A 21,633-nucleotide genomic window follows, 5' to 3' on the forward strand; every position below is an offset into this window, starting at 1 on the left:
AAATTAGCAACCTCGATTTTATTTGTCAAAGTAGTATAACAAGGGTTTAACAAATAACACTGTACCAGGCACCAAAAAGAAACCCTTGCGCCCCAAGGGATCCCAAACGGTGCCAGGCACTAAAAAGAAACCCAAGCGCCGCAAGGGTTTCAAAATGGTGCCTGGCACCGTTATCACTTTAAGGCTACTAGTAAGTCGGTTTCTACTGCTGCGTTTCCTGGGAGTGAGCATACGCCGACTGCGCATCTGGCGTGCTTTCCGTTTTCACCAAACACTTGCATTAAGAGTTCAGATGAGCCGTTAATCACTCCGGGTACTTCTGCAAAACCTTTTTCACAGTTCACATACCCTGTAACTTTCACGATTCGATCGACAAGTTTGAAGCATCCGACAACTTCCTTTATGATCGCTAGATGGTTTAAGGTCGTGATTTTTGCTGCTTCATATCCCTCTTCTATGGATAAGTCCGCTCCTACCTGACCTTTGTAAGGAAGCTCTCCATTCCATTTACAAGTCACCCCGCTGATGAATAGAAACTGGCCGCTTCTTACGGATCCGAGGTAATGTCCGGAAGGTTTCGGTGCATCAGGTAACTCTAACCCAAGAGATCGAAGCTGTTCGTCCACTTTTTCACAATTCATTTTAAGCTTCCCTTTCTGTTATTTATTCGTGTCAAGAGGTCCCAGTCATCAAGCGCTCCTCATCCTGCTCTCCAAGCTGTTTCCTAAGCTTGAATTTACACGTAGTATGGGTGTAGTACAATTTCAGGCTTGCGTTTCGATGACATAGCAGACATTTGGCTCCGGCTGGTGCTTTACGAATATGAGGAACATCTAACAGCGTGATCGCTTTTTTGAAGTGATGTTTACAGACCCACATATTTCCCACCTCGTTACCTTCTTGTTTTTTGAAACGAAAGCCATTTTTAACTGAGTACATTTACTTGGTTATTTTCCAACCGAAACTTTTTCTTTTTTGATTTTATCGGGCTTTCTCTTTTTGACTGTTTTTGTAGTTTCTTCATCCCACGACACCGTAACATCACCATTTGTCACAAACGACTGGCATCCAAGACGGTAGCCTTTGTCCAGCCATTCATCACCTAACTTACGGCGTTCTTGGACTTTCACCTTATCAAGAAATTCTGCACCTTCTTCTATCTTACATACGCATGTCCCACAAATCCCACCGCCGCATTTATTCGGGAGATCACCATCATATCTTAAAGACATCCTTAGAATATTCGAATTTTCCGGAACTTCAATCACTTTACCGCTCGTCAGATAATTAATATTCGGCATCGTTCAGTCCTCCCTGTAATCTTCTTGTTTTCTTGGTATACAATATACCATATTGAAAATATTCTGACAACTGAATTTTCGAAATATTTCACTTTTTATCCTGGTTTCTTGTAATTCTTTATCCTTATTTGCGGTTTGTTGTATACCAAGCGGACCGTTATGGATTTAAAAAAGCAATAAAAAACGGCGTACCAACATTGTTTTATGCTGGAACGTCGTTTTCTTTTACCATATTGAATTTTCACTATTGAAGAGGCTGTTACTTTACTGCATTATACGCATTTACTACACCATGACCAAAGGTCGGATCAAAACCTTTTTTACCTGCATCATCCGCTGCTTGTTGTAATTTTGTTTGTACTTGGCTTGGAGATGGTTTCTTTCCTGTTTCTTCATATACTTTGGAGATATATGCAGCAGCTACACCAGCTACTTGTGGTGAAGCCATTGAGGTTCCACCCTTCCAGCCATAACCTTGCGTACCGAATTGCGCTTTTCCAGTTGGCGAATCCAAATAAGTCGGAACGGCACTCAATACTAACCATTTGTAATCCCCAGGTACACGAGTTCCATTATAGTCAGGGCCTAAATCCCCACCTGGAGCAGATAGATTAATATTTCCGTTTCCATAGTTAGAGTAGAATGCAAGACGATCATCTGTACCAAATCCTCCGCCTAGAGCTGAAACAGTAATTACACCAGGGATTTGAGCAGGTACTTTAAACCCAGCACCTTGAACATCATAAGCAGCTGTGGCTGGATTCGCATCCAATACATCATTATACCAATCAGCCAGCTTAGCCGGGTTGCTTAAATCCTGGCCGTCGTTACCTGCAGAAGCGACAACAGTTACATTTTTATTAGTAGCATATCGAATGGCACGGTTGTAAGCTACCATATCTGCAGCGTCATTACCTAAACGGATTTTCTCGCCTGTAGCAGGGTCTGTGTAATACCATTGCCCAACTACTCTTGTACCACCTAAACTCATGTTGATCACATCTACACCGTCATCCGCAGCAGCAATAATAGCATCTGTAATCCAAGCTTGCTGTGCCCCACCTGTTGCACCGAATACTCGGTAGGCACGGAGTCCAACATCAGGTGCTATCCCTTTAATACGACCATCTGCACCGATTGTTCCAGCAACGTGAGTACCATGGCTGTTGAAATCCTTTGCATCTGTTGTTCCAGGAACGAATGTTTTTGAACCATCAACAATATTATCCTTTAAATCAGGGTGATCAAAGTCAATACCAGTGTCGATGATACCGACGACCACATCTTTACTGCCACTTGAAACGGCATGGCTCGCACCTTTATTCGTTACCCGTTCGATATCCCATTGCCAGCCAGCTTCCCAAATGCTTTCGTCAGCTGGAACAGGTTCTAATTCACTTTGCTCAATATCAGAAATAGTTACCTCAACTTCAGGTAAATCTAAAGATACTTCCAAAGAAGGAGCAAGGCTCGCAACATTTGTGTTTTTTACTAATGATTTAATAAATGTAGTAGGGCTGGAAGTTTTAGCCTCAACAGTTCCAATCTTAGCTACCTCATATGATACTTCTCCCCCAGCCTTCTCAATGATTGATTTGTAATTGGCAGGCAGGCTGTTTTCAGATTTAAAAACAACTAAAAATGCCTGCTTTGAGCTGGATGTTTCTTGCGGTGATGCAAATGCACTGAAACTAAATGATGAAAAAGCAAGTAAAACACCTAAAACTAGTAATAATCCCCTTTTCATATACTTCATCCTTTCAAGTTTTGTTTTCTTGTTGCACGATATTTATTCAACTATTTTGAAAGGACTCCTTTTCGATGGATTTATCAAATTCCGACATTTAATGACATAATTTGGTTATTTAGAAATGGTGAATTTCCCGAAATTGCAAAAAATAATTAACACTTTGTTGAATCGTGATGAAAAGATAGGAAATAAGACTTAACGATTGATGGATCTACAAAAGATTTCGTTTCCACTTAAAATTGGATCTTTGGTTGATTTTAAACGAAATTTACGACACTCCTGCGGGAAAAGCGAGCCAGGCGAGACCCCGCAGTGAGGAACGAATGAGGAGGCTTGCGGATCGCCCGCGGAAAGGGAGTGAATTTCGTAGAAATCAACAATAAAAATAAAAAAGCCCGGTAATAAACCCGCGCTTTTGATACATGTACCTATCGATTTGCCTTCCGTTTTTCTTTTTGTTGTTCAAGGAAATTGATATAAGCCTTTTTCGAATTTTCAATATGGATCTTCGTATGATATTCAGCCATTTCGACTTCTTTGTCTCGAAGCGCTCTCATGATCTGGATATGCTCCCTTAATGATTCCTTCCTTCGTCCTGGAGTTTCATACCCCATATTTGCTGACATTTGAATATAATCCGTCAATCCTGAAAGTATTTCGTACAACTTCGGACTCTTCGAAGCTTTGTACAGAAGAAGGTTCATATTGATATGTTCATTATCAAAGTCCTCAGAGCCGTTTTGCTCAAGCTCTTCTAATTCTCTTATTTTCTCATCAAAAACTTTCTGAGTTTCCTCATCCATCTTTTGTGCCGCGAGTTTAGCTGCGAGCACCTCAAGTGAGGACAGGATCGTAAATACTTCAATGACTTCTTCTTCAGAAATGTTAGTAACAATGACCCCTTTACGAGGCACTGTTTTGACAAAGCCTTGCGATTCAAGTCGAAATAGTGCTTCACGTATCGGCGTCCGGCTAATGTTCAATTTGGTGGCCAGTTCCCTTTCAATCAAACGGTCTCCAGGCTTGAATTCGCCCTCTAAAATCAAGTCTTTTAGATATCTGTATGCGCGTTCGCGAATAGACAATAGTTCATCCTCTGCCCATTTCATTTAAATGTCACCTACTTAGCTTCCCCTATAAAACATCGTAGTATGTTTTATAGTAATATTTCCATGCACCTGTTACTTCCTTTTTTACTATTTTAGCAGAATCTTTACGATAATTTCATTTTTCATTCAATTAATTCTTCAACTCTTTTTAGTATTTCCTAACTATGTAGCTTCATTTCATAATTTCAAGGTGTTTTCTCCTAATTTTACGCCTTAATTTCCTAAATACCCGCTATTATTTCTTATTTTTACATTCTTATCTTGCAATTTAGTAAAATAGACCCAAAACATCTCTTACACTCAACGTACCAGATATTGATCTCAAATGGAAATAGAGATGACCCGCTTGAGTCATCTCAAAAACCTTCCTTTTATGCTAAAAATACGCCGCCGTACCCTAACGCACATAAAATCACAAGTGCTGGGTGGACCTTGAATTTGTACATCGTCAGCCAACCAACTGCTGTCAAAATCACCAGATGCAGAACTCCGCTCGTTTCAAACGCAGTAATAAAAAACTGGAATGCCAAAACGCCTAGTAAAATCGCGATGACAGGCTGTACGGAAACGGTCAGCATTTTTACATGAGGTGAGTCTTTAAAAAGATTCACGAACTTGAACAGGATGATGACGGCTATTGCTGAAGGGAGGATCGTAGCCGCAAGAGCAATCAACATGCCTGGTACACCGGCGATTTGATAGCCGATAAAGCCCCCCATCTTGGTCGCAATCGGACCTGGAAGCACATTGGCAATCGCTAAAAGGTCCCCGAATTCACGCAAGGTCATCCACTCATAGCGATTGACGACCTCATTTTGAACAAGAGGTATCGTTGATGGACCTCCGCCATAACCGAGCAGATTGGAAATGAAGAAAGCCCAGAAAATATCCCAGTAGATCATACGCTTTCTTCCTCTCTCTCAACATTTATTTTTTCAGATTCGGCCTTCCCTCTGCTCCTGTATGTCGCCACAATGAAAGCCCCCACTAAACAAGACCCGATCATCACACCTGGATGGACATTCAACAATTGGAGGACGACAAGAGAGAGACCTGATAAGGCAAGCATGATAGGGAACCCGAGACCTTTTCGGGCTTTATCCGCAAACTTATACGCCATTTCAAGGAGCAGTATACCAATTATCGGTGTAACTCCCGCGACCATTCCGCTGACGAATGGCGAGTTTCGATATTTGTACAAAATACCGAGCATGCCGACCATTCCGATCAACGACGGTAAAATATGCGCAAGGATCGCAACGACAGCCCCTAAGCTCCCTTTCACCTTGTATCCGATATAAGCGGCCATTTTCGTAGCAATCGGGCCAGGCAATGTATTCGCAAGAGCCAGGGTCTGCCCGAATTCATCTTCTGTCATCCATTTGTATTTTTTCACAGCCTCATATTCGATCAATGGAATCGTCGACGGTCCGCCTCCATAACCAGTCACCCCGGTCCTTGCGAATCCGATCGTAAGGTCCAAGAATGGTCTCAAATGAATCTCCTTCTTTCTGCGTCAACCCTGGTCATTTTTTGATATCAGCATCCGTCACTACTTCATGTCCGGCAGGTTGCAGATGCTCTTGCAATGCTCTTAGTGCAGCAGTTCCAACAGCTGTATCCTGCTCACCGTTCCCGCCACTTACACCAATTCCACCGATGACTTCTCCATCAACTACGATTGGAAAACCACCGACGAACACAGCGAATTTACCAGGCAGCATTTGTTGGATCCCGAAGGCTTCGTTTCCTGGAAGCACGGGTCCGTTCGGTTCTCTATTGAAAAGATGCGTTGACCGCTTGTGTCCTGCTGCCGTGAATGCTTTCGCAATCGAGATTTCCGGTCCTGTAATACGCGCCCCGTTCATCCGTTCGAGCGCGATCAAGTTCCCGCCGTCATCCACAACTGCAATTGTCTCCAAAACATTAATCTCTTCAGATTTTCGTTTGGCTTCTTCTATGATCAGTTTTGCTTCTTCCAACTCAAGTTTCAATGTTGTTTTCATTGTCTGTTTATCCTCCTCATCCCATCGAACGGGTCAATTAATATCCGACATACACGGTTTTGATTTGTGTGAAAAATTCGAGTCCCGCTCTTCCTGATTCGCGGAATGTGGACGTACTTGATTTTTTCAAACCGCCAAATGGTGCATTGATTAGGTTTCCGGTTGTCGTACGGTTCACTTTTACAGTTCCTGCTTTGATTTCTTTCGTGAATTGCTGGGCAGTTTTAAGATTGTTCGTAACAATGGAGGCCGATAACCCATATTTGACACCATTCGCCACCGAAATGGCTTCTTCATAAGTTCCAACTTCGATAACGGAAATGACCGGACCGAAAATTTCTTCTTGTGCGATCGTCATGTCAGGCGTTACATCAGAGAAAATGGTCGGCTGCACGTAAAATCCTTTTCCGAGATCGCCTTCAGTAAGATGATCACCGCCATAAACAAGCGTAGCACCCTCTTGTTTTCCGATTCCGATATAGTTCAGGACATTGTTCAGTTGCTTTTCGCTTGCTAACGGGCAGATCGTAACACCTTGTTCAAACCCGTTACCGATCTTCAGCGCCTTCGTTTTTTCAACTAACGCGTCCAAATACTTGTCTTTCACTTCCTCCATCACGATGACCCTACTTGTTCCGGTACAGGCTTGTCCGGTTAAAGAATAACCGCCGTTGACCGTCAACTGAGCTGCCAGTTCAACATCTGCATCATCCATGACGATGATCGGATTTTTTCCGCCCAGTTCCATTTGCGTACGGGTCTCCAACGAAACATTACGGTGGATGTGTTCGCCAGCAGTCGTCGATCCAGTGAATGTGACCGCTTTGACCGCAGGATGAGTGACTAAACTGTCACCGATATCCTTTGAATGACCTGTCACAAAATTAAGGACACCCTCTGGAAGACCTGCCTCGTGGAGCGCTTCGACAAGACGATAAGCAATCAACGGCGTCTCAGAAGATGGCTTGAACACGACAGTATTCCCCGTAATCAAGGCTGGTGCAATTTTCCGTGCTGGTATTGAGATTGGGAAGTTCCATGGCGTAATCACGGTTATGACCCCAAGTGGTTCCAGTTCAGTCGATACTTTCATGTTCGGATCGTCCTGTGGGAACGTTTCACCTGTGAAACTCTGCCCCTCAACAGCATAATAACGTAACGTTTGAGCAGATCGGAGTACTTCTTTACGGGATGCCCCTATGGGTTTTCCTTCTTCTCGTGTCAATTCATCTGCGAGTTGTTCGACTCCATCTTCAAGTAGACCGGCCGCTTTATTTAAAATTGCTGCTTTTTTTGAAGGCGGGGTGCTTGCCCAACTCGGAAACGCTTTGTCAGCGACCTCAATTGCTTTTTTCACATCTTCCTCATTAGATGCCTGGAATTCCCCCACCACTTCTTCTTTATTTGCTGGGTTGGTACTCTGGAATGTCGTCCCGCTTGCTGATGTAGTCCATTCGCCTGCAATCAGATTTTTGTAGAGTTCTGCTTTCGCTGTCAGCACATATATCATCCTTTCTAGTTCTTGAAAACTAGTCAAAACCAGGCCTATGGCGCAGGTTGAGCCTAGTTGCCTTTTACTGATGAAAGTATCAATACTTTCTTTAAGTGTAATAAAGTGGCAGCTTCCCGCTCAGGAAACTGCCATAGTATGTTATTTTGCTAGCGTCTATGTTTATTAGGCTTGTACAAGTGCACCTAAATCTTGTTCAAGGTACTCTCTCCAGAGGCCATCCATGTACATGCGGCGCATTTTAGCCCCGACCCGGACGATATCGAGACACTGTTGCTGTAACTCTGGTGTATTCGCATGCTCCAGAACGATTTTGTATCCGCGTTCTCCGTGGATTTCATCCGATACGATGTGTAAATCGAAGAACTCGATTTCTTCATCATCGAAGCCGTATTTCTCACGAAGGATCGGTGTTTGTTTTCGGTAAATATCCGGAACTTGCGATTCTAATCCGACTACTAGCGCCGCTGTTGCGACAACAAAGTTTTCTCTAGCTGCTACTGAATAACACCAGCTTTGTAGTCCAAGTGTCGTTGCTGTCATGTTCTTAGGATCCTGGACACGCTCTCTTGTCGTACCGCAAGATTCTGCGAAACGAATCAACAAGTCTGTGTGACGATCAGCCGCAATTTCTTCTTCATACATATTTTGAAGGGTAAAGTCTTTAGCGTCTTCATATTCAGGTAGATCAGGAGTGTTATGGTAAATGTAAGAAAGATAGTTAGCAAAAGGACCTACGTAGTGGTAATGGTTTTCAGCCCATCGCGCAAAATGGTGCCTCTCAAGCTTCCCTTCAGCCCATGCAACAGTGAAAGGCGCTTTCTGACTATGGTTACCTTTGATCGCCTCTTCTAGTTCTTTACGAAACTCGTCTTTTGATAATAGTTTTGCCATTTCCATTCTCCTCCTTGAAAGTTTTCACACTTTCTGATTTTGTGTACAGTATTTTGTATACCAATAACTTAAATAATATAACTATATTCTGTGACTGCCTATTGCCAGCTGGGTCATGGATGAATATAGTTCAAGTGATAGATAGTGGTAGATTCATTTGGTATACCATTTGACTAAATGGTACCTTATCTTTTTTTATTTGTAAACACTGTTTTCAGAATTTTTTATATTTTTGTTCTTTTTTACTTAAAGAAAACTTTGCAAAGCCAGGCCATTGGTGCAGGCTGAGCTATAGTCGCGCTTATATTGAAGAAAGTATTTTATACTTTCTTTAAATGCGAATAATCACATAAACAGTACGGCAAACAATGTGGCGACAAACAATCCTGTAATGACCGGGATGAAGTTTTTCCTGGCTAGTTCTAGAACAGAGACTCCACAGAATCCGGCTACAGCTACCAATGATGACCAGGCAATCAATGTTCCTCCCCCAGTCCAGATCGAGCCCATTTGACCGATGGCTGCGAGTGTACTTGGATCTATTCCGGTCGTCCCTTCCATTGCACCCGACAATGCACCTACAAGGGGCAATCCGGAGAAACCAGAACCATCCAGCCCAGTGATGATCCCGACAATCAAAATTCCAAAGGCAGCGAAAAATGTGTTTTCAGGAATCGCTGATTGTGCAGATTGTACCAGATCGAATAAGAAAGCCGGTTTAGAGGCATCTTCTCCTAATGAAAGGATCGACCCTGTAAAATCAGAGCTTCCCAGGAAGAAAAATCCTGCAATCGGAATGACGGGTCCCATCGCCCTGAAAGCGAAAACAAAACCGTCTGTGATGTGTTCACTGATTTTATCAAGGGCATGGATCCGGCGGAATGCTACGGAAGCTAAAACCAGCAAGACCGCTGCAACACCACCGATGAAGGCCGCACCGTCACCGCCCTCGAACCCTCCAGATTTTGCACTACCGAGTTTCGTCGAAAACATGAAGAGCATGACCGCCAATAGAGAAAGCGGGACTAAGACCGCAAAAAATTTGCCCCATATCTCACGTCGATGTCCATACACATCCTCTTCTTCTGCACTTGCCGTCTCGGCTTCTACTTGAGGTGTAACATTCGTCAACTCTCGGAGAGCTTTCAATGAAGACGTTGACTCTTCGCTATCCGGCTTAGCGATCGACTTACGAACACTGAGATAAGCAAGCGGTACAGCTACCCCTCCTGTAATAAGGGAGAGTACGATCGCTTTGTCAGCGACAGACGCCGTACTGATACCAGCTGCACTTGCACTCAGCATAGGAGCGATTTGCATGATGTAGTCGGATGACAACGCCATACCTTGACCCGCAATCGCAACCGTCACCGCAGCTCCCATCGCTGGCAGTCCAGCCCGGATTGCTGCCGGAACTAACAATGTACAGATCAATGGTACTGCGGGTGTCGGCCAGAAGAATAATGAGATGACATACGTAACTCCGATCAAGACGAAGAATGCAATATGTCCATTGACCATCACCTTTTGGATCGGGGCAATCATTTTTTCATCTGCACCGATATCTTTCAGCGAGTTCAACAACGCGACCATCAATGTAATGATCAGAAAAATGCTGAACAATTCTTGCGCCGCGACCAGGTTTGCGTTAAATACAGCCTGAAGGCCACCAACGAACGACCCCTTATAAACCCATGCAACTAACAACGTTCCTACAATCGTCGGCAGGACAACACCCCGACGGAATAACATGGTGAAAATGACAAGAAACGTGACTATAGCATACAACCAATGAGCAGCAGACAACTCCAATTTCATTCACCCTTTCATTCTTTGAACTTCAAGGCTTTCAATGAACTGACTCCGGCTTAAGGTCTAACAAATCCTCTAATGCAGCCGTTAGGTTTTCTAATGCTTCCTCAACGATTTGTTCGCCTATTTCCCTGGATGCTTTTGTAGCATCACCAATGCACCCATTTTTGGTCATTTCTTCATAGTGATAAAATCCTTGGATCGGCTTGCCAGGTCTTAACTGCTTGTATCTCCCCCCTTCGTTGAAGTCTCCTTTATTCAGTTTATCTGCGCGGATAAGAAATGGTGCGAGATAAAGTGCCTCTGAGACCTCCCGTTCACAGCTGTGTCCGAAGATAGGAGAATTTATATTTTTAGAGATTGCTTGTTTTGCTGATGCCGTCGTTTTTGCATAATAGATATCAACATCTTCCTCAGGTCCGATGGTGGTGCTTGCTACGCTCAGCGTCGATTGATTTCCGCCATGTGCATTAAGAAAGAGGAATTTTTCGATTCCGTGCCGCTTTAAAGATTGGACCATATCACGTAAAATAGTGATAAGCGTTTCTGGCTGAAGAGAAATTGTCCCTGGAAAATTAAGATGATGTGGCGAAACACCCATGTTAACAGTCGGGGTCACCAGGATGTGCGGAAACATCTTTTCAGCCAACCGGCTCGCCATTTCCGTCGCAAGCACAGCATCACAGCTTTCAACCATATGTGGACCATGCTGTTCATGGGCTCCGATCGGAATGACCGCCATTTTGACCGTTTCAAGGGCATCCTTCACCTCTTCCCATGTCATTTCGGTTAACAAATATGCCTTCAAAGTGCGTTTCCTCCCATATATTGGAATATTGTATACCTTTTAACATAAAAATTAAATTAACCCGTAGTGTTTTCCTCTACCAATTTCGACTTCTTTTTGAGCGCAATGTTCTCCTGGGTGATTTCGAGATTATCCTTTATTGTCAACTGACACGTAAGACGATAACCCTTGTCCAAATTATCGCCAAGCATTTTTTGTTCTTTCCAATTTGGTGGATCGAGCTGATCTGCACCATCAATCACCTTACACGTACATTTTGTACATTTTCCCATTCCACAACCATATTTCAACTTAGGAAATTGCTTGATTCCAGCAAGGACGACCAGATTAGCATGGTCTTTTACCTCCTGTTGCACGACTTCACCGTCGACATGTAACGTTACTTTTGGCATACCAAAACACCTCTTCACTGTGAATTTTTTGTCTAAATTTTTTGAATTTTAAAATAAGTATACATTTCGTTTGCATCAGATGTAAACCCTTACCACGAAATTTACTAAAATATAAATTTGAAAAATCCTGATAAATCAAGGTTTTTACAGAACTGAAACTTTAATTAATATAAAATTCTGAAAATAATATTGAACTGAGCACAATCTTGTTATAGACTAATAGACAAATACGTTTGGTATACAAAATACTATTACCTATCGGAGGTGACGATCTGGACGTCATTCGTTCATAGAACCGTGGTGGATACAAAACTCATAAGGAGGAATGTTTGTATGGCGAAATATATTGTGTTGACGAACAAAGATACATTTCAAACAATTCTAGAGAATGATGGACTGGAAACGGTTGAATCCTATCAGTTTTATTTTTTCGATAAGCTGAAATCAACCTATACGATCGCAAAGGTCCTTGATGATAATGCGAAAATCCAACTATACGAAAACTATGAAGGAAAAGAATATGTCAATCATATCCGAGTGAAGTTTTTTGAAACCTTCGAAAACATTGAGGATGCAAGAGAGGAATTATATGAGATCGTGAAAGCTTCCGGAAACAGCGATGACTCTAAGTATTCTAAACTCGTGAAATCGGAGGCTGCTCCAGCGAACTGAACTGATCAAAAAATGTTCAATAAAAAAACCTTGCCGGATAGGTAAGGTTTTTACTCGTGTGTAATAAATCGTTCCACTTAATACCTGTTTTTCGTTACTTTCAGCTTTTTATCACACTTTTTAACTCCATTTTCATAAATAGAACTGAAAAAGCTGTTGAATCGGATTCGATCAAGAGGAGTTCGTTGTTTTTCATAAGAGCTGAACTGTGGTATCTACAAAAAACAGAGGTCAAACTACAAAAATAAGAATTTATCTACAAAAAGAGAAGTGGTGCTGACTTCAAATAGACAGCCCTTCCTATATGATGAACTCCAGTAAAATTAAATACAGCATACTGCAACATAAAAATAGTGCCGTAAAGGATATGTTCCAATTCGATACTTTGAACGAATTTGTTTTCACGATACTCGACATCAACCCGATCGTCGCATTATATGGTCCCATCAAGAAGGCAGCTACTGCTCCAGCCAGCATGGAAACCGTCAGGACGTACGGAGAAATCCCCATGTTTTTCGGATCAAGTGCTTCAGCCAGCAAAGCCAGTCCAACCGCCGGGTGCAGTCCGGTAAAAGCAAGCGCCAATGGGATGAATGGCAAGAGAATGATGAATACCTCACTCCCGATCAAATCCTTCACTGCTCCGATACCCGCATTCAATAACACATTCATATCGGAAAACTGGATTGCAGAGATGAAGAACCCTGCTGCAAGGAAAATGAAAAACTGTTCTTTCATTTTCAAGAGATGTGTTTGAAAATGATCCTTCAAACCAATTTTGAAGTCTTTGGTTTTCTTTAAAAACATTGTCCACCCAAGTGCAAACGGAATGACCAGTAATGACACTAGGATGATGAATGAAAAAGTCAATTTCTGTTCTAAGATTGAAATCAGCACGTTGAAAATGATGATAGCAATGAAAATATGCGAGATCTTTCCTGAACGCTCTTGTTCTTCTCCCACTTCAGTCGAAGCTGCCATTTCATTCACGGCATAATCGACCTCTCTTTGCCTCTTTTTCCTTGCGGTGAGTCTCCCCATATACCAATCGAGCAACAGTCCCATGATACTTAGCGGCAGTACATACGGAAGCATCGATGCCCAGCTTACGCCTGTCATTTCGACTACAATCCCGACAATCGGCGTGACAGGTGCCCACATCAATGGCATCGCAAAACCATGTGTGATCGCACGGCTCATGAATCGTTCCCTGTTTTGCAAAGGGTACATGTTGGCTGCTGGACGCATCGAGTAGTATGTCATTGGTAAGGTTGCCAGGTTCATGAATATGCTGAAAAAATACGATATACCCGAAGTCATTGAGTACAACTGCCCCGACGTTTTGACATTCCTGCGAATGAACTTTTGGATGCCTTTTGCGTAATTTCCTAGTTTGATAGGTAGCGCTAGGATCGGAACCATTGCAAAAAGTGTAAGCAAATTCAACATCGGGCCAAACGAAAGCAGCACTTCCTTCCACCCCGCTCCGCTATTGATCAACATGAACAAACCTGAGGTCAAAAAGATTCCCCCGAGTATTTTCACAAATCGAGGCACTATGAAAAAAGTCAGCGCAACAATGGCCAAGCTGACAGAAGAAATCATAATTGTGATGTCCATCTTCGTAAAAACTTCTGATAGAATATATAAAAAGATTGCGGTTGCACATAAAAGTTTAAGCATACCATCACCTGATTCCTGAAATATCTATCATTTTATACTAATGGTATACATTTTACTAGGATTCTTTACGATTTTAAAATGATAGCTATCAAAATCGATATTCTCATCCAAGAGTGAAATCGCTCAAAAACACTGTTATAATAAGGTTTAATTCCTCTATCAACATCTAGACCGAAACCTCCTGGTATACCAAAATTAGAATTTTTAGATAATTTAAGCATTCATAAGTTGAAATTTTGGTATTTGGTATACAATTTTATTGACAATATAATAATAACCGCCTATAATGAAAATAAAGAAAACTTGTCAAAGCCAAGCATTTTGGCGAAGGCTGAGACATAGTTGCGCTTATATTGAAGAAAGTATTTAATACTTTCTTTAAATATAAAGAAAACTTCATATTCATTTGTAGGAGGGAGAACCATGTTTAACTTTTTCTTTGGTTCAAAAAAAGCGTTAGACAAAGCGAACCGCAAGCTAGCCAGACTAAAAAGAACATTGAAGTTCTAAATAATAAATAAAGAAAACTTGGCAAAGCCAAGCCTAATGCGTAGGCCGAGCCATTAGTTGCACTTATACTAAAGAAAGTATTTGATACTTTCTTTAAGTGAAATGATAAACCCCGATTGTTGAGGATTCCATCAACTTTCGGGGTTTTTATTATTCTTACATCTTCACTTCCAACTTTTCATCCGGTTGTGCTTTTTCTTCATACTTTCCTTTGTTCATTTGCAAGAAGTAATAGGCGCCGATCAGGAACCAGACTGCTATCATGATCCATTCGGCGGGCCATACGAGTGCTGCTGGCATCCCTGGCATATAAAGGCTGATGAATCCAACACTCAAAACAAGTGCGATCCAGCCCACAGCATTTCCTTTCCCTGCCCTGAACGGTCTATCCATTCCAGGTTCTCTCTTACGTAAAACAAGGAATGCCAGTGCAACCATGAAATAAGCGACGACGATGCCAAGTCCTCCTGCATCAACAATCCAAACCAACGCTGGTCGGCCGAGTAATGGTGCAAGTACTGCCAGTCCGCCAATCGCCAAAATCGCATTGGATGGCGTCTTGTACTTTGGATGCAAGAACCCGAACCACCCAGGGAGCATTCCGGATTTCGCCATCGCAAACACGACACGGCTTCCACCGATGATGAAAGCATTCCAGCTCGTGATGATCCCCGCTACTCCACCTAAAATCAAGATGTTCCCGAAGGTTTGCGAACCGAACGCTGCTGCCATCGCGTCCGCTGTGGCAAGTTCGGTGTTCCCTAGAGCCGTTTTATCGAGTGACAGGCCCACACCTAACGCGATCAACATATAAAAGACGACCGCACATCCAACTGAAAAAATGAGCACTTTACCGATTTGTTTGAATGGCAGGTTCACTTCTTCTGCAACCTGAGGAATGACATCAAATCCGACGAACAAAAAAGGAACCATGATCAGGACGGTCATCACGCCTCCTGCTCCACCAAGAAAATATGGATCCAGGTTTGCGGTACTGCCTCCGACCGCAGATCCGAAAATGAGCATGAGACCGATTCCGACAATGAGGATCGTCAAAACCATTTGTACCAAAACAGCTGGTTTTACCCCGAAATAATTGATAAGCGTGATGAAAATCGAGCCTGCCATTCCGATCAGCACCCAGGTCAGATAGACGTCCCAGCCAGCAATCGTCCATAGATAACCAGCTTGATATTCTGGGAGGATATAATCAACGACCGTTGGCAAGGCGACAGCCTCGAAGGTAACGACGGAGACATAGCCTAACGTGATCGCCCAGGAAGCGATGAATGACGCCTTCTTCCCTAATGCCCTATGGACATAGGCATGCTCTCCCCCGACTTCCGGCATGGCGGAGGCGAGTTCCGAATACGTAAGCCCGACAAAAATGACTAACACGCCACCGATTGCAAAGGCAAGGACTGCCCCCATCGATCCAGCCGAAGTGATCCACTCCCCAGATAGGACGACCCAGCCCCACCCGAGCATCGCACCAATTGCGAGTACGAGAACATCCCACTGTGAAAGCACTCGTTTCATCTTGTTTTGTCCATCCATTTTTGACCTCACTCCTTTGAATTTTTTCTGCATTTTAGATAAGTTTATTTACTAGAATAATATTGTTTTTCATTATATCAAAACAGTTGAAAAATTCAGAGTATTTTGGCGTGTGAAATGGTGGTAGTGCCATTATTCTTGAGGATATGAGAAATTGAGGCAAAATCTCTCAGCCATCATCGTACATACTTCGGGTGGAAAGCGACTATAGTCCGCTTTCTTTTTCCGACAGGGAGTTTGCACTATTTTATTGGTTTTTTAAGACGAAAAAACTCATCCGAGGATGAGTTTTCACTAAATTTCATCTTAAAATTGGGCTTGAGGAAGGTGATCGCGGTGACCACCCTTTCTCTGAAGACCATTATCTACAAAAACGGTCTTCCCGCTTAAATCGCTCGATACCACCAGACTCCATCCCGGATTTCTTTCGTCACTTTCTCGTGTCCTTCAAGATAATCCAGATGCCCGATGATTTCAGACATGACAAGTGAGAATTGGCTTTCGTATTTACCCCGGTACATCGTTTGGGCGAGTTCGCTCGCAGTCTCGACTCCATTTTTTACATGGTCTAGCACCTTGTCGGCTTTTCTTTTTATTCCGTCCAGCCTGACCTCAATCAGATCTTTAGGGTTTTCGATCAGTTCACCGTGTCCCGGAAAAACGACCTGCACATTGTAGGAGCGCAATTTTTTTAACGACTTTTCAAGTTCCAGTACTGTTTTTATGCGCACCCCTTCACGGTCAGGCTCAACAAGGGCGTTACTTGAAATATGGTCAATCAAAAGATCCCCGCCAAACAACCATTCACGCTCCCGATCCAGGAAAACCAAATGGTCCGGCGAATGCCCTGGTGTAGGGATCAGCTCCAGCCCTGCAATCGTCTCATGATCAATAGGCGTCAGGTCAGCTTGGATCCTCTTTTTATCATGATTCTCGAAGGCATCTTCTAACTTTCGGATCTGTTTCTCTCCAGCCTCGCCGCATCCCATCTCCTTATATAAACGCGCAAAAAACTCAATTCTCATGCGGAAAAAGTCCTTGTCTCTTTTTAAACGATGAATAGACTTATCAGGAACATACACTGGAATATTCCGCTTAGCCACAATTCGATCCACCAACCCGACATGGTCCTCATGATTATGAGTGATGATGATCCGCTCCAAATCCTCAAATGAAAAACCCTTACAGTTCAACAAGTGAGTGAAAGCTTCCCAGCACTTTCCGCTATTGATTCCGGCGTCGATCAGCGACAGTTGCCCCTCTTCTTCTACCAAGTAAAAATTGAAGGAAGCTAGGTCAGAACTAGTCGGAACCTTGATCGAGTGCACGGTCCGGCCGTTATCTTGAATTTCTTCTGTCATTATGTACACATCCTTAGCACATACTCTATTCATTACTCTATACCATTTGAGGCTGCCCTTTCCACTTTCAAACATAATCCTAGAAAATTCGTATGGAATTCCAGAAAAACAGCTTCGAATCCTAGAATTTTTATCTATAATTCTAGAAATTAGTAACGATGTACTATCCAAAACAGCCACCCTCTCAGATGGCTGTCTCTATGTTTATTCTTTTATCCAAACGAATTCATACGGTCCAAGCTTCAGGATTCCGTCAACTGGTTCTCCGCTCAACAGATCGGTTCCGTGAACACCTGCGTTAACAGTCGTTTTCTCACTGTTTAGGTTCACGACAAAATAGACGCTGTCACCTTCACCAATACGTTTTAAAGCAAAAACTTCTTCTCCAAGATCAAGCACTTCTTGCTTTGCATATGGCGAGAAGGCTTTTTCCGTTTTCCGCACCTGGATCATTTCAGACAAACTCCGAGAGATACCTCCCGGAGTCCATTTGTCGCGATTATCTGAAATCTTGTCGCGATTACTGTTTGAGCCACTTCCACGCTTCTTCTTGCTCGCTTTTATCAAAGTGTTTCGAAGTGATACCAGGCAAGTGATCACCCAGTTTAGTAAATTTCTCAATGGAAGATTTCTCACTGACAACCGCAAGCTTATTGAACTGATCCCAACGTTTCGTATCAAACTTCATCCCTTCAACGAGACCTTTGAACGTTGTACCATCCAACTCATCAAAGATTGCAATGACATTGAAATCTTCGTTATTCTCAAAATTGGATTCTACATACTGATCAAGCTTATTTGCATCCTCTTCTCTGGCTTTCCCGTGAACTTCCAAAGCAACTGTATTCGGATCTTGACTCGGAAGGATTTCGAACATACGTCATAACCTCCTTTTCACACAAAAACCTTAATGGGTGTGCTGCGCTTTCAGATGTTTTGTCGCACCTAATTCTTTTCGTAATATATAAAAATGGAAGAAGTGTTCACCGAGTGCGATGACTGATGCGGTTATTGCTGCTGCCACCGCCATTGTACCTGCTTGTAAGCCTGTCAGGACAATACCCACTGCCCAGACAAAAATAAATGTGAGACCTAAATCTGCCATCGTTGCTTTCATGTTAGTGAATTTCGGCAGGATAACGAGGTCTCCGATGATATAGGAAACGCCTCCTAGAACGACAGTAAGAATCACCACGTTCATTATGGAGATGCCGAACCCTAATCCGAGAATCAGATACACTAGCGGAAGTGTTATGCCTGCTTTGATCGCGAGTGCTTTTACATGGTCCATGATTTTTCCCTCCTTATAAAAAGAAAGAGTTTTTCATCCTTGACCAGTTCGTTTACACTCATTTCCGATCCATAGTGTCACTCCTTATAAAATATCTTTATAGTAATGTTCCCGGGCGACAGAACTTAAAACGTTTGATCAGGATAGCTTTTTCAAGGGTTTAGTGGCGGGTCCTTCGATAACTTTGCCGTCGGTATTGAATCGAGAGCCATGACAAGGACAGTCCCAAGACCTCTCACCATTATTCCAGTTCAGTTCACATCCCATATGGGTACAGGTAGTGTCGACAAGGGTTGTTTTCCCTGCCGAATCCTTATAACATCCCGCCCGTTTCCCATTCACTTTGACGACAGCACCTTCATCATGCTCCAACTCTCCAATATCTTTAGTTCTGAGATCCAGCTTTCCTTTCACGAATTCTTTTGCAACATCAGCATTTTCAACTGCGAAATTTTTAACATCAGATTTAGCATTGAACCGGGAAGGCTTAAAAAGTTCGGCATAACGGTTGTCCTTCTCACCAATCAAGTCACTGATCAACTTAGCAGACCCCGTTCCGAGGGTCATCCCCCATTTTGTAAAACCAGTCGCAACATGAATGTTCGGATTTTTCTCCGTAATCGGTCCGATATAAGGAACCTTATCGAGGGTTGTCATATCCTGGGCAGACCAACGACGGGGAATTTCAGTAACTCCAAAGTGCTCCTCGGCAAAGGATCGTAAATCTTCATAACAGGCTAACGTATCATCGATTTGCCCGCTCGTATGGCTTTCGCCTCCGACGAGCAGCACTTTCTCTCCAGAAGGATCAACCGCATGGCGAATCGAACGTTTCGGCTGATCCGCATTCAGGTACACCCCCTCTGGAATCTTTGAATCGGTTCTGATCGCAAGTGAATAGGAACGCTCGACATGGAGCCTCGCAAAATACACCCCCTCGAAATCTTTAAAAGGAAAATGCGAAGCAATCACAACATGATTCGAAGTGATCGAGTATCCATTTTCTGCGATGACTTCAGGTTTCTGACCCTTCTTAATATCAACCGCTCTCGTGTTCTCGTAAATCCGCACATTTTTCTCTTTTAAATACGCTACTATAGCAGCCAGGTATTTGACCGGGTGGAATTGCGCTTGATCATTCATTTTAACAGCAGCAGATACCTGAAAAGGAAGATCGACGTCATCGCTCAAGCTTCCATCGATTCCGAGTTTCTCGTACGCCTTTGCTTCCTTCTCGATCTTTTTCTTCGACTGTTCAGACTCCCCATACACAAACGCATCCTGATAGCTGAAATCACAATCAATTTCATGCTTTTTCCGTATATCATCAATCATCTTCAAGGCATCTTGATTGGCTTCATAATAGAGCTTTGCCTTTTCTTCTCCAATCGTCTTGATTAGTTGGTCGTAAACGAGACCGTGCTGTGCCGATATTTTTGCCGTCGTATAGCCTGTTGCACCCGAAACAATTTGCCCGGCATCCAACAACACAACGTCATACCCCTGTTTTACCAATAAGTAGGCTGTTGTTATTCCGGTGATACCAGCACCGACCACTGTCACTTCCGACGTCAAATCTTCCTCAAGTGGCGGAAAGGACTCCAGTTGAAAGTCCCGCCACAATGACTGCGAATCGCTAGGCAACCTCATTTTAAGATCCCTTCTTGACCAAGGATATTCTCGATTCCCAGGCGTCCTTCTTTTATGACCGATTCTCGCCATTCTTGTTCCTCTGGGTAGAACATGTTTTGGGTTTCAGCGAGGACCCATTTGCGGTCTTCTTCCTTTTCCGCACCGTTCCAATACAACTGATTCTCTAAAATGATCGTCGTGAATTCGCGCAGTTCAGCTTCCTTATCTGCCCCGAATGTCCCGAATTCGAAAAGTGCTGAGAAAAGATACGTGTCCGGAAATTCCTCTTGTTTCAGTTCATGGAAATGGTTCGTTGTGTCTCCCTTCACATCTTCTGGTGAGAATTTCTTGATGTTTTCCAGCTTGTAAAAGGACTTCAATTCCTCCTCATTACGGGAATCAACTTCTGAATTCACCATCGTGATTTCATTCGTCGGGCCGAGCGCAGTGTGCCAATCCATATGGATGACGCGATCATAATCGGATAATAGTTTCTTTTGCAGTTTCTTCAAGTAAGTCGTGGACGGTTCTTCTGAATTACCGCCAAAATAGACCCCTTTCTCGAACTGGAACTGCCCCATACTTTTCGCACTTTTGATTCCGCTGTATCCTTCATTCATCGAGCCTTCACTCAGCTGGGCATACAGTTCCTGCTTCTCTTTTTCAATTTCAGTGATTTTTCCATTCGGTAGGAAAATCTCACTTTCTTTCGCGTAATTCTTATTCACATCTTTCCGAACGTCCCCGTACACGCAGTTCCGATTCATATCGACGTTGTTTTCAGTGACACGGCGGAAATTCCGCACCCCCCAAGGGTTCACAGCGTGCACAAAACAGATCCCCGTCGTTTCAGGGTCGACACGATCGAGGTACTCCTCAACGAACAGATGGATCATCCCAGCTCCGGCGTAACCTTCGATTCCATGCACTCCCGCCGTGAAAAAGAGAACCTGGTCATTGGATTTGCGAGCATCTGAATAGATCATATCGATCGTATTGTCTTCTTCCGCTCCAATTGCTTCAGTAGACAACTCCGCTTTCGGCCACTTCTCGCGGATTTTATCTAGATGGTCCCGGAACGCTTCACGAGACTCTTCATACGTTTTTTTAAAATAAACTTCAGTTTCTCTCATGTCCTCCGCTCCTGCCTTGTAAAATGATTTTCCTCATTACTCAAAGTCATCCGGGCTCTTTTCAATTTTTCTTTTCATCTTCTAGCTCTCGCTGAGGCTCGATATCACGGTCGCGATCTTTTTCCTTCTGTTTTTGCTCTTTACTATTATTTTTCTTTTGATTCTCAGTCACTTCTCTCACTTCTTCATTGTTGAGTATGCTTAACCATTCC

Annotated in this window: 22 protein-coding genes; 1 reads left to right on the plus strand and 21 read right to left on the minus strand. The window is 43.2% G+C overall.

What is annotated here, in order from left to right; translation table 11 throughout:
* Positions 1–173: 173 nt before the first annotated feature.
* The 13 genes from KOL94_RS14160 to KOL94_RS14220 all read right to left on the minus strand — a co-directional run bounded on the left by KOL94_RS14160 (position 174) and on the right by KOL94_RS14220 (position 11,582).
* The gene (locus KOL94_RS14160; RefSeq protein WP_221567048.1) at positions 174–641 is read right to left on the minus strand and encodes a RidA family protein; all 468 of its coding nucleotides are present in this window, start codon (positions 639–641) and stop codon (positions 174–176) included.
* 31 nt (positions 642–672) lie between these two features.
* Positions 673–879, minus strand: a complete 207-nt coding sequence (locus KOL94_RS14165; protein ID WP_221567049.1) for a hypothetical protein — start codon at positions 877–879, stop codon at positions 673–675.
* A gap of 68 nt (positions 880–947) precedes the next feature.
* On the minus strand, positions 948–1,301 hold the full coding sequence (locus KOL94_RS14170; RefSeq protein ID WP_221567050.1) for a 2Fe-2S iron-sulfur cluster-binding protein: 354 nt from the start codon (positions 1,299–1,301) through the stop codon (positions 948–950).
* Between the two features lie 259 nt (positions 1,302–1,560).
* Positions 1,561–3,048, minus strand: a complete 1,488-nt coding sequence (locus KOL94_RS14175) for a S8 family serine peptidase (RefSeq protein WP_221567052.1) — start codon at positions 3,046–3,048, stop codon at positions 1,561–1,563.
* Positions 3,049–3,479: 431 nt separating this feature from the next.
* Positions 3,480–4,160: a GntR family transcriptional regulator gene (locus KOL94_RS14180; protein WP_221567053.1), complete on the minus strand. Its 681-nt coding sequence runs from the start codon at positions 4,158–4,160 to the stop codon at positions 3,480–3,482.
* 371 nt (positions 4,161–4,531) lie between these two features.
* Positions 4,532–5,062, minus strand: a complete 531-nt coding sequence (locus KOL94_RS14185) for a chromate transporter (protein WP_221567054.1) — start codon at positions 5,060–5,062, stop codon at positions 4,532–4,534.
* Complete coding sequence (locus KOL94_RS14190) at positions 5,059–5,655, minus strand: chromate transporter (protein WP_221567055.1); 597 nt, start codon at positions 5,653–5,655, stop codon at positions 5,059–5,061. The genes KOL94_RS14185 and KOL94_RS14190 overlap by 4 nt, the downstream gene beginning before the upstream one ends.
* A 31-nt stretch (positions 5,656–5,686) precedes the next feature.
* Complete coding sequence (locus tag KOL94_RS14195) at positions 5,687–6,166, minus strand: GlcG/HbpS family heme-binding protein (RefSeq protein ID WP_221567056.1); 480 nt, start codon at positions 6,164–6,166, stop codon at positions 5,687–5,689.
* A 37-nt stretch (positions 6,167–6,203) separates the two neighbouring features.
* The gene (locus tag KOL94_RS14200) at positions 6,204–7,676 is read right to left on the minus strand and encodes an aldehyde dehydrogenase family protein (protein WP_221567729.1); all 1,473 of its coding nucleotides are present in this window, start codon (positions 7,674–7,676) and stop codon (positions 6,204–6,206) included.
* Between the two features lie 165 nt (positions 7,677–7,841).
* Positions 7,842–8,570, minus strand: coding sequence for an iron-containing redox enzyme family protein (locus KOL94_RS14205; RefSeq protein ID WP_221567057.1), 729 nt, complete (start codon positions 8,568–8,570; stop codon positions 7,842–7,844).
* Between the two features lie 345 nt (positions 8,571–8,915).
* Positions 8,916–10,382 carry a hypothetical protein gene (locus KOL94_RS14210; RefSeq protein WP_221567730.1) on the minus strand — a complete coding sequence of 489 codons (1,467 nt, stop codon included), beginning with the start codon at positions 10,380–10,382 and terminating at the stop codon, positions 8,916–8,918.
* Positions 10,383–10,419: 37 nt separating this feature from the next.
* Positions 10,420–11,190 carry a creatininase family protein gene (locus tag KOL94_RS14215; protein WP_221567058.1) on the minus strand — a complete coding sequence of 257 codons (771 nt, stop codon included), beginning with the start codon at positions 11,188–11,190 and terminating at the stop codon, positions 10,420–10,422.
* A gap of 56 nt (positions 11,191–11,246) precedes the next feature.
* A complete protein-coding gene (locus tag KOL94_RS14220) occupies positions 11,247–11,582 on the minus strand; it encodes a 2Fe-2S iron-sulfur cluster-binding protein (RefSeq protein WP_221567059.1) in 336 nt (111 codons plus the stop codon).
* A 333-nt stretch (positions 11,583–11,915) separates the two neighbouring features.
* Between KOL94_RS14220 and KOL94_RS14225 the strand changes: the two genes are divergently transcribed.
* The gene (locus tag KOL94_RS14225) at positions 11,916–12,254 is read left to right on the plus strand and encodes a hypothetical protein (protein WP_221567060.1); all 339 of its coding nucleotides are present in this window, start codon (positions 11,916–11,918) and stop codon (positions 12,252–12,254) included.
* A 300-nt stretch (positions 12,255–12,554) separates the two neighbouring features.
* Here KOL94_RS14225 and KOL94_RS14230 read toward each other — a convergent pair whose 3' ends face one another.
* From KOL94_RS14230 to KOL94_RS14265, 8 genes are all read right to left on the minus strand, one after another.
* The gene (locus KOL94_RS14230) at positions 12,555–13,937 is read right to left on the minus strand and encodes a hypothetical protein (protein ID WP_221567061.1); all 1,383 of its coding nucleotides are present in this window, start codon (positions 13,935–13,937) and stop codon (positions 12,555–12,557) included.
* 666 nt (positions 13,938–14,603) lie between these two features.
* Positions 14,604–16,004: an APC family permease gene (locus KOL94_RS14235; RefSeq protein WP_221567062.1), complete on the minus strand. Its 1,401-nt coding sequence runs from the start codon at positions 16,002–16,004 to the stop codon at positions 14,604–14,606.
* Positions 16,005–16,390: 386 nt separating this feature from the next.
* Positions 16,391–17,398 (minus strand): MBL fold metallo-hydrolase, encoded by a 1,008-nt coding sequence (locus KOL94_RS14240; RefSeq protein ID WP_260412324.1) that lies wholly within the window; start codon positions 17,396–17,398, stop codon positions 16,391–16,393.
* A 171-nt stretch (positions 17,399–17,569) separates the two neighbouring features.
* Positions 17,570–17,818: a Beta-galactosidase C-terminal domain gene (locus tag KOL94_RS14245; protein ID WP_260412454.1), complete on the minus strand. Its 249-nt coding sequence runs from the start codon at positions 17,816–17,818 to the stop codon at positions 17,570–17,572.
* 67 nt (positions 17,819–17,885) lie between these two features.
* On the minus strand, positions 17,886–18,242 hold the full coding sequence (locus tag KOL94_RS14250) for a SpoIIAA family protein (RefSeq protein ID WP_221567064.1): 357 nt from the start codon (positions 18,240–18,242) through the stop codon (positions 17,886–17,888).
* Between the two features lie 30 nt (positions 18,243–18,272).
* Positions 18,273–18,656 (minus strand): YndM family protein, encoded by a 384-nt coding sequence (locus tag KOL94_RS14255; RefSeq protein WP_221567065.1) that lies wholly within the window; start codon positions 18,654–18,656, stop codon positions 18,273–18,275.
* 138 nt (positions 18,657–18,794) lie between these two features.
* Positions 18,795–20,306: an FAD-dependent oxidoreductase gene (locus tag KOL94_RS14260; RefSeq protein ID WP_221567066.1), complete on the minus strand. Its 1,512-nt coding sequence runs from the start codon at positions 20,304–20,306 to the stop codon at positions 18,795–18,797.
* Positions 20,303–21,421: a M14 family metallopeptidase gene (locus tag KOL94_RS14265; protein ID WP_221567068.1), complete on the minus strand. Its 1,119-nt coding sequence runs from the start codon at positions 21,419–21,421 to the stop codon at positions 20,303–20,305. Before KOL94_RS14265 ends, KOL94_RS14260 begins: the two co-directional genes overlap by 4 nt.
* Positions 21,422–21,633: the final 212 nt, after the last annotated feature.

It is taken from the genome of Alkalihalobacillus sp. TS-13 (genome assembly GCF_019720915.1).
Taxonomy (GTDB): domain Bacteria; phylum Bacillota; class Bacilli; order Bacillales; family Fictibacillaceae; genus Pseudalkalibacillus.